This is a genomic window from Bradyrhizobium sp., from assembly GCF_049512235.1.
Taxonomy (GTDB): domain Bacteria; phylum Pseudomonadota; class Alphaproteobacteria; order Rhizobiales; family Xanthobacteraceae; genus Bradyrhizobium.
On the sequence record NZ_JBEKXH010000310.1, the window covers coordinates 1 to 7,768 of the forward strand.

General features: G+C 63.3%; 6 protein-coding genes. 3 read left to right on the forward strand and 3 right to left on the reverse strand.

Annotation, left to right across the window (positions count from 1 at the left end):
* Both ABSG20_RS24290 and ABSG20_RS24295 read right to left on the reverse strand, forming a co-directional pair.
* Positions 1–775 (reverse strand): ABC transporter substrate-binding protein (locus tag ABSG20_RS24290; RefSeq protein ID WP_423867045.1); only part of this gene is annotated, 775 nt, incomplete at its 3' end.
* Positions 776–840: 65 nt separating this feature from the next.
* On the reverse strand, positions 841–1,902 hold the full coding sequence (locus tag ABSG20_RS24295; RefSeq protein ID WP_423867050.1) for an ABC transporter ATP-binding protein: 1,062 nt from the start codon (positions 1,900–1,902) through the stop codon (positions 841–843).
* A gap of 251 nt (positions 1,903–2,153) precedes the next feature.
* On the opposite strand from ABSG20_RS24295, the gene ABSG20_RS24300 reads away from it, so the two are divergent.
* The 3 genes from ABSG20_RS24300 to ABSG20_RS24310 all read left to right on the forward strand — a co-directional run bounded on the left by ABSG20_RS24300 (position 2,154) and on the right by ABSG20_RS24310 (position 5,653).
* Positions 2,154–3,962 carry an IlvD/Edd family dehydratase gene (locus ABSG20_RS24300; protein WP_423867046.1) on the forward strand — a complete coding sequence of 603 codons (1,809 nt, stop codon included), beginning with the start codon at positions 2,154–2,156 and terminating at the stop codon, positions 3,960–3,962.
* Between the two features lie 196 nt (positions 3,963–4,158).
* Positions 4,159–4,893, forward strand: a complete 735-nt coding sequence (locus tag ABSG20_RS24305; RefSeq protein ID WP_423867047.1) for an SDR family oxidoreductase — start codon at positions 4,159–4,161, stop codon at positions 4,891–4,893.
* Between the two features lie 13 nt (positions 4,894–4,906).
* The gene (locus ABSG20_RS24310; protein ID WP_423867048.1) at positions 4,907–5,653 is read left to right on the forward strand and encodes an SDR family NAD(P)-dependent oxidoreductase; all 747 of its coding nucleotides are present in this window, start codon (positions 4,907–4,909) and stop codon (positions 5,651–5,653) included.
* A gap of 30 nt (positions 5,654–5,683) precedes the next feature.
* Here the strand turns inward: ABSG20_RS24310 and ABSG20_RS24315 are convergent.
* On the reverse strand, positions 5,684–7,768 hold a 2,085-nt coding region (locus ABSG20_RS24315; protein ID WP_423867049.1), incomplete at its 5' end, for an outer membrane protein.

A 7,768-nucleotide genomic window follows, 5' to 3' on the forward strand; every position in this document is an offset into this window, starting at 1 on the left:
TGGAGTCGTTCCAGGACAGCACGCCCGGAATGAAGGTCTGATAGAGTTGCTTGGCGTATTCCAGCGCCGCCACGGTTTCCGGCGAATCGAGCACCACCTGGTCCTTGGCATCGACGACCTTGCCGCCGTGAGCCCACAACAGCCACTGGCACCATCCATTGGCGTCGCCGGTGGCATGGCCGAGGGCGAAGCCGGGCGGCGTGTTGTTCTTCTTGAGCCCCTGACAGAGCTTGAGGAAACCCGGCAAATCCTTCGGAAACTCCTCAAAGCCAGCCGCTTTCATGTGGCTGATGCGGTAGTTCATGCAGCCGCCGGTGGCGCCTTGCGGGATAGCGATCCAAGTGTTGTCCTTCTTGCCGTATTTCTCCGCCACCGGATACCAGCCGCCATACTGGGCGCCGAGATACTCGGCGACATCGGTCACGTCGATCAGCTTCTCCGGAAACTTGAAGGGATCATCGAGGGTGCCGATGATCAGGTCCGGGCCCGCGCCGACATTGGCGGCCACCGCGGCCTTGGGCCGGATGTCTTCCCAGCTTTCGGCCTCGAGCTTCACCTTGACGCCGGTCTTTTCGGTGAACTTCCTGGTCTGTTCGGCAAACTTGTCGAACTCGGCCTGGATGAACTGCTTCCAGCGCAAAACCCGGATCGAGGCGTCCTTCTCGGGCGTGTTGGTCCAGGCGGCCGCGCGTACCGGCACGATACTGGACCCGGCCAACGCCGCGGTCGCACCGACTCCGACCTTAAGGACGTCACGTCTGTTGAAATCACTCATTTTGTTTCGTTCTCCCTGTCATGGACTTTGTTGGCTCTGGGTGGTCCGGTTCGCTTGCAGACGAGCTACAGGCGCTGGCCGGTGACCTTGTCGAACAGATGGGCCAGGTCGGGACGTGGCCTCAGATGGATTTTCTCGCCGGGAATGACCATATGGCGCTCGCGGAACACGGCGATGATGTTCTGGGTGCCGATCCGCGCCACCACCTGGATTTCCGCGCCGGTCGGTTCGACGACCACGACCTCGGCCTCGATCCCGTCGTCGGCCATTTCCAGGTGTTCGGGGCGAACGCCGTACACGATGGGCTTGCCATCGGACGCCGTGGGCGCCGCCGCGATCGGCAGCCGACTGCCATTGGCGGTCTCGACATAGAGCTGACCGTTGGAGACGAGCTTGCCCTCGAGGAAGTTCATCGCCGGAGAGCCGATGAAACCGGCGACAAAGCGGTTTTCGGGGCGATCGTACAGTTCGAGCGGGGAGCCCATCTGCTCGACAATGCCGTCATGCATCACCACGATCTTGTCGGCCATGGTCATGGCCTCGATCTGGTCGTGGGTGACGTAGACCGTTGTGGTCTTCAGCCGCTGATGCAGTTCCTTGATCTCGGTGCGCATCGCCACCCGCAGCTTGGCGTCGAGGTTGGACAAGGGCTCGTCGAACAGGAACACCTGCGGGTCGCGCACGATGGCGCGGCCCATCGCGACGCGCTGGCGCTGTCCGCCCGACAATTGCCGCGGGTAGCGGTCGAGCAGCGGCGTCAGCGCCAGGATTTCCGCGGCGCGATTGACGCCCTTGCTGATTTCGTCGGCCCTCGCGCCTCGCAGTTTCAGCGAAAATCCCATATTGTCGGCGACCGTCATGTGCGGATAGAGCGCGTAATTCTGGAACACCATCGCGATGTCGCGTTCCTTGGGCTGGACATTGTTGACGACGCGGTCGCCGATCGAAATCGTCCCGGAGGTGATGTTTTCCAGGCCCGCCAGCATTCGCAACAGGGTCGTTTTTCCACAGCCGGAAGGGCCGACCAGCACGACAAAGGCGCCGTCCTCGATCGGGATCGACACGCCATGCAGCACCTCAAAGCCGCCAAACGACTTCCGGACATCGCGAATCTGCACCGACGACATGGATATAGCCTCCCCGATCGACTTGAGCCAGGCGGTCATGCCGCCGTCATTCTGTTGTTGGTCCGGGGTCTTACCAGACTTTCTTGGTGATGTCGTTGGATCAAAGTCGTAAGGCTTTACCGTTCCCACCGACATTGCGAAGGGAGCATTGACATGCAAACATCCACCGCCAATACGAAAAATACGCACAAAAATGACGCATCACGCCAAGGCTTATGCGCTCATGGCTTGTGCAGTGCGGGAGAAAAACAATGAACAAGCCGCTTACCGGCGTCACCAGGCGCAAACTTCGTTCCAGCGAGTGGTTCAACAACCCTCATAACCCCGGCATGACCGCGCTGTACCTCGAGCGCTATCTCAATTTCGGCCTGACCCGGCACGAACTGCAGTCCGGTCAGCCGATCATCGGCATCGCGCAGACCGGCAATGATCTTTCGCCATGCAACCGCCATCATCTCGAACTGGCCCACCGGGTCCGGGAGGGGATCCGCGCCGCCGGCGGCATCGCGATGGAATTCCCGGTGCATCCTATCCAGGAGACCGGCAAGCGCCCGACCGCGGCGCTCGACCGCAACCTCGCCTATCTTGGCCTCGTGGAAATTCTGTTCGGCTATCCCCTGGACGGCGTGGTTCTGACCACTGGCTGCGACAAGACGACGCCTGCCTGCCTGATGGCGGCGGCGACCGTCAACCTGCCGGCGATCGTGCTGTCGGGCGGACCGATGCTGAATGGCTGGCACAACGGCGAACGCACGGGTTCCGGCACCGTGGTCTGGAAGGCGCGCGAGCACCTGGCCGCCGGCGAGATCGACTACGAGGAGTTCATGAACATCGTGGCCTCCTCGGCGCCCTCGGTCGGCCATTGCAACACCATGGGGACCGCCTCCACCATGAACTCGCTGGCCGAGGCCTTGGGCATGTCGCTCCCCGGTTGCGCCGCGATCCCCGCACCCTACCGCGAGCGCGGCCAGATCGCCTATGAAACCGGCACCCGCATCGTCGGCATGGTCTGGGAGGATTTGAAGCCGTCTGACATCCTGACGCGAAAGGCGTTCGAAAACTGCATCGTCGTCAATTCGGCAATCGGCGGCTCGACCAACGCGCCGATTCATATCAACGCGCTGGCCCGCCACATCGGCGTGGAACTGTCGATCGAGGATTGGCAGGCTTACGGCCACGCCATACCGCTGTTGGTGAACATGCAGCCGGCCGGGTTCTACCTTGGCGAGGAATATCATCGCGCCGGCGGCGTGCCCGCCGTGGTGCGCGAACTGATGCAGGCCAAGAAGATCCATGAAGACGCCATGACGGTCAACGGCCACACCATGGGCGAAAACTGCCGCAATGCGCCCAAGCCCGACGGCGACGTGATCTGGAGTTACGACAAGCCGCTGGTGAAGGACGCCGGCTTCCTGGTGCTGCGCGGCAACCTCTTTGACTCCGCGATCATGAAAACCAGCGTGATCTCCAAGGAATTCCGCGATCGCTATCTGGTCAATCCCAAAGACCCGAATGCGTTCGAGGGACGCGCCATCGTGTTCGAGGGGCCGGAGGATTATCATCGGCGGATCGACGATCCCGCGCTCGATATCGACGAGCGCTGCATCCTGTTCGTGCGCGGCACCGGCCCGATCGGCTATCCCGGCGGCGCCGAGGTGGTCAACATGCAGCCGCCGGCGGCGCTGATCAAACGCGGCATCCTGGCGCTGCCCTGCATCGGCGATGGCCGGCAGTCCGGCACCTCGGGCTCGCCGTCGATCCTGAACGCCACACCCGAAGCCGCCGCCGGCGGCGGCCTTTCGATCCTCAAGACCGGCGACAAGGTTCGCGTCGATCTCAACAAGGGCAGCGCCAACATCCTGATCCCGGAGGCGGAGATCACACAGCGCCGCGCCGACCTCAAGGCGCAAGGCGGCTTCCCCTATCCGGCCAACCAGACGCCGTGGCAGGAACTCTATCGCTCGACCGTCGGCCAGCAGGCCACCGGCGCCTGCATGGAATTTGCCACCCGCTATCACGACATCGCCGGCCGCGTTGGCGTCGCGCGGGATAATCATTAGGAGATCGGCCGACTTGAGGTGCAGCTTTCGTAGGGTGGGCAAAAGCCGACGAGCCGCGCGAATGCGCGGGTCGTTGGCGTGCCCACCATCCTTTCGCATCCGTCAATGGTGGGCACGGCGCAAAAGCGCCTTTGCCCACCCTCCGCATCAGGCAATGACGGGATAGCAATGCATGTCGGACTCCAGGGAGACTTGAATGTCAGACCGCCTCAAGGGCAAGCGCGCTTTCGTGACCGCAGGCGCGGCCGGGATTGGCCGGGCCTGCGCGACAGCCTTTGCGCGCGAGGGTGCTTTGGTGTTTGCCACCGATATCGACGAGAAGGGCCTCGCGAGCCTCGCCGCGCAAGGCACCGCCGAGGTGGCGCGGCTCGACGTTCGCGACACTGCCGCGGTCCGCGCGATGGCGAAGCGGGTCGGCAGCGTCGACATCCTGCTCAATGCCGCGGGCTTCGTGCATAACGGCACGGTGCTGGACTGCTCCGACGAGGACTGGGATTTTTCCTTCGACCTCAACGTCAAGTCGATGCACCGGACGATCCGGGCATTCCTGCCCGATATGCTGGCGGCCGGCCGCGGCTCGATCGTCAACATCTCCTCGGCCGCCGGCGTGTTCAAGGCCGCCCCCAACCGCTATGTCTACGCCGCCACCAAGGCCGCGGTGGCGGCGCTGACCCGCGCGGTCGCCGCCGACTTTGTCACTCGCGGCATCCGCTGCAACTGCATTTGCCCCGGCACCATCGAAACGCCCTCGATGCTCGACCGCGCCGCCGCCGCAGGCCCCGGGGGCCGCGACATGTTCGTCAGCCGGCAACCGATGGGCCGCCTCGGCACCGCGGAAGAAATCGCAGCCCTTGCGGTCTATCTCGCCAGCGACGAAAGCGCCTTCACCACCGGCGTCGCCCACCTCATCGATGGCGGCTGGACGCTGTAAAAGGATCCCACCAATGAACAAGATCGATCTGAACGGCAGAAGCGCCGTCGTCACCGGCGGGGCGCAGGGATTTGGCCGCGCCATCGCCGAGCGTTTTGTCATTTCCGGCGCCAAGGTCGCGATCTGGGATCATGACGCTCCGCTGGCCGAGAAGACCGCGAGGGAAATCGGCGCCGATGTCAGCGCCTTCAAGGTCGATGTGTCGGATCCGGCGACGGTCGAACAGGCGCGGGACGCCACGCTGGCCGCGCTCGGCAGGATCGACATCCTGGTCAACAATGCCGGCATCGCCGGCATCAACAAGACAGTCTGGGAAACCGACCTCGATGAATGGCGCAAGGTCTTGCGCATCAATCTCGACGGGCCCTTCATCTGCTGCAAGGCGATCGTGCCGGCGATGGTGAAGCAGAACTACGGCCGCATCGTCAACATCGCCTCGATTGCCGGCAAGGAAGGCAATCCCAACGCGGCGCACTACTCGGCCTCCAAGGCCGGCCTGATCGCGCTGACCAAATCGCTCGGCAAGGAACTCGCCGGTTACGAGATCGCCGTCAACGCGGTCACCCCCGCCGCCGCCAGGACCGCGATCTTCGAGCAGCTGACGCAGCAGCACATCGACTTCATGCTGTCGAAAATACCAAAGGGCCGTTTCGTGCTGGTGGAAGAACTGGCGGCGATGGTGGCGTGGCTTTCCTCGGAGGATTGCGCGTTCTCCACCGGGGCGGTGTTCGACATTTCCGGCGGCCGCGCGACGTATTGACTGAGATAATCGCCGTCAATCAATCGGCGATCAGATCGGCGAACTCGGGTTGAACTTGTACGCGATACCGACACGCATATCACTGACCGGCAATCGGTTGCCGGCGTCGGCGGAATTCGTGGCGAGGTTTACGAAGCCTGGCGTCTCGAGATTGACATAACGGTACTCAACGCGCCCGAAGACATCCTTGGTGAAGGCGTAATCGAGCCCGGCACCGGCCGTCCAGCCAAAGGCGTTGCCGCCGTGGCTGACGAACGGAGCCGATCCAAGAAGAGCGTACGACTGCGAAGGATTGCCCCAGGCCCAGCCTGCGGTTCCAAACACCAGGAAGCGATCGAACGCAAGGCCGAGCCGGCCCCTGATCGAGCCTACGTCCCTGATCGTCGTCGCAATCGTAAAAGGACCTCCTGGAAAGGCACCCGCCGCGCCGATCGGCGACTGGGTTTCATTGTTGCCGGTCAGGTTGGCCCGCTGCCAGTCGCCCTCCACGCCGGCCAATAACCGGTTGATTTGATAATTGCCGCCGATGAAAAGGCCGGAGAAAGGACCGGTCACATCGTAGGAATACGGCGCCACGGCCACTCCTGCCGCAATCATCAGGGTTCCATTCGATCGTCCCCAGCCATAGCCGCCGTCCCCGCCAACGTAGCAACCGCTCCAATTGTAGACCTCGGCGGCGGCGTGCGCCTTGGTGGCCTGCACCGGCGCCGAGGCGGCGCGCTGCAAGTCTGCTACCGTCGTTGTGCCGGCCGCCGCCGGGGGGCCCGAATTGAACTTATAATTCACGCCGAGCTCGACCTCGCTCACTCTGGTCGTCGACGTCGTGGAAAGCTGCGAGAACGGCAGCGCGATGGTGGACGATCCGTAACTTGTATAACGATACTCGGCGAAAACGTTCCAGCTCTGCGCGAACGCATAGGCCATTCCCGCGCCCGCGGTCCAGCCGCTGAGGTAGGTATTGACGGCCTCGTCCGTGCCCGCGTTTGCGTTATTGAAGGTGCCTGTCAGTTGTGCTCGGATATATTGATTGTTCGACCATGCCCAGCCGCCCGTTCCGTAGAATAAAATATTGTCGACGGCATAACCGAGGCGCGCGCGCACGGCTTCGCTGTCAAACACCGCGGTTTGGTTCGCACTGACGCCGGAGGCGTCGGTGGCCGTGTTCACCCTGGTGCCGCCGGAGGACACGTCGGCCGACAGGCCGATCACCACGCGGGACGGCATCATGTAGTCGTAGCCCGCCTGAATGCCGCCATGCCAGTTCGGTGATCCCGCGATGATCGGCGCGGATGCGGTACCAGCCACGGTGTCGATGGTGCCGCCGGCAGCTTTGGACCAGCTGTCGTCGATATGGCCGCCGAAGTAGAAACCGGTCCAATCGTAATTCGCCGCAGGGCCCTGATAGGCTGGAACGGCCCGTTTGAGCTCGGCGGTCATCGCCTTGACGTTGACCGTATCGAGCGATCCGGCGAGCGTGAGCCGAATGGCGAGCGGCTCGATCGGATGGTAGACATAGTCCATCACACCGTTCTGACAAACTGCTGCGGGAATCGTGGAAGGACCGCGCGCGGGGTTGCACAAGGCGAACAGCGCGTCGGTCGTGAGCAGCGAACCGTAGGCGTAGGTCGACTGGTCGGTCGTCGAGTTCAGCAGATTGAACGCGTCGATCTGGATGCGCCAGCCGTTCTCGAACCGGTAGCCCACCGTACCGTTGAAGACATTCATCGGCGGTGACTGGAAGGCGCCGTCCTCGGTGAGCGGCCGCGAGCTGATATAGCGCCAGCGCAGCGCACCGAACCAGCCGGTTTTCTCGCCCAGCGTGACGCCCCCCGAGGCCACCATCCAGGGCGCGTTGTAGACGTAGTCGCCCGGCGCATTGCCGATCTGCGCCTGCGCAAAGCCGGCCAGCGACTGGTAGAGCGCCGCCTGGGTCTGATCATAGCCGAGAAAGCGGGCGCGCGAGAGCGCCAGGTCGGCGTCGACATGGAGCCACGAGGCGATGCGGTAGTCGTTGGTGAATTCGACGCCGGTACGCTGGCTCGGCAACCCCGCCGCGGTGTCGCCGGTGTCGCCGTCGAAGAACAATTCCGAATCCTGGTGGATGTAGAACAGACT

What these genes read in the sequence shown, in the direction of transcription:
- ABSG20_RS24305 (WP_423867047.1), top strand. Translation starts at nt 4,159, where the DNA reads ATGTCAGACCGCCTCAAGGGCAAGCGCGCTTTCGTGACCGCAGGCGCG.
- ABSG20_RS24310 (WP_423867048.1), top strand. Translation starts at nt 4,907, where the DNA reads ATGAACAAGATCGATCTGAACGGCAGAAGCGCCGTCGTCACCGGCGGG.
- ABSG20_RS24300 (WP_423867046.1), top strand. Translation starts at nt 2,154, where the DNA reads ATGAACAAGCCGCTTACCGGCGTCACCAGGCGCAAACTTCGTTCCAGC.
- ABSG20_RS24295 (WP_423867050.1), bottom strand. Translation starts at nt 1,902, where the DNA reads ATGTCGTCGGTGCAGATTCGCGATGTCCGGAAGTCGTTTGGCGGCTTT.